Source organism: Vibrio sp. 03_296, from assembly GCF_002265885.1.
In genome coordinates this window covers 1-558 of the sequence record NZ_NPKW01000119.1, presented here as the reverse complement: position 1 = coordinate 558, position 558 = coordinate 1, and the positions used below count along the sequence as shown (strand labels likewise).

Sequence of the window (558 nt, the reverse complement as noted above, 5' to 3'; positions counted from 1 at the left end):
GGTTGGCGACAGTGTTGAGTTTTATGGTGAGTACGAATGGAACMAAAAGGGTGGCGTTCTTCATTGGACTCATAAAGATCCTCAAAATCGTCATACTCATGGTTGGTTGAAACACAATGGGCAGGTGTACGAGTAAATTCACCTAACAAACGCCTCAAGAGGGACTGTCAACGCGTGGCGTTTCCAGTCCCATTGAGCCGCGGTGGTTACGGCTGTTGTGTTTGAGTTTRGTGGTTATGCGTTGCCAGCCCCTTAGGCGGGCGTTATGCTTAATCAAGTAAAATCAGTGATTTATAGTTTTTCTTTGTTCCCTCGGCTTTTCAGTTTGGTGTTTGTCGGCAAGTTGGCTTTTTTGAGCGCTGTTTTTCGGACACTTATTCTTTGGCGCTGAAAATTCAGAGCGTTGCCTCAATCAATTGTCAGGTAAGCGCGAGGTTAGGGAGGCTGGCTCAATCAGAAATTTGATCTTAGGTTTTTGAGTTTTGACTGCCAAAGTTCAAAGTCTGATTTTCAAAATTATGAGTCATTTCTGTTTTCTACTTTTTGGTTTTGTTTGTA

1 protein-coding gene is annotated in these 558 nt (G+C 43.2%); it reads left to right on the top strand.

Annotation, left to right across the window (positions count from 1 at the left end):
- A partial coding sequence (locus tag CIK04_RS14600; RefSeq protein WP_128824626.1) for a DUF3465 domain-containing protein occupies window positions 1-136 on the top strand: 136 nt, incomplete at its 5' end.
- Between the last annotated feature and the right edge of the window lie 422 nt (window positions 137-558).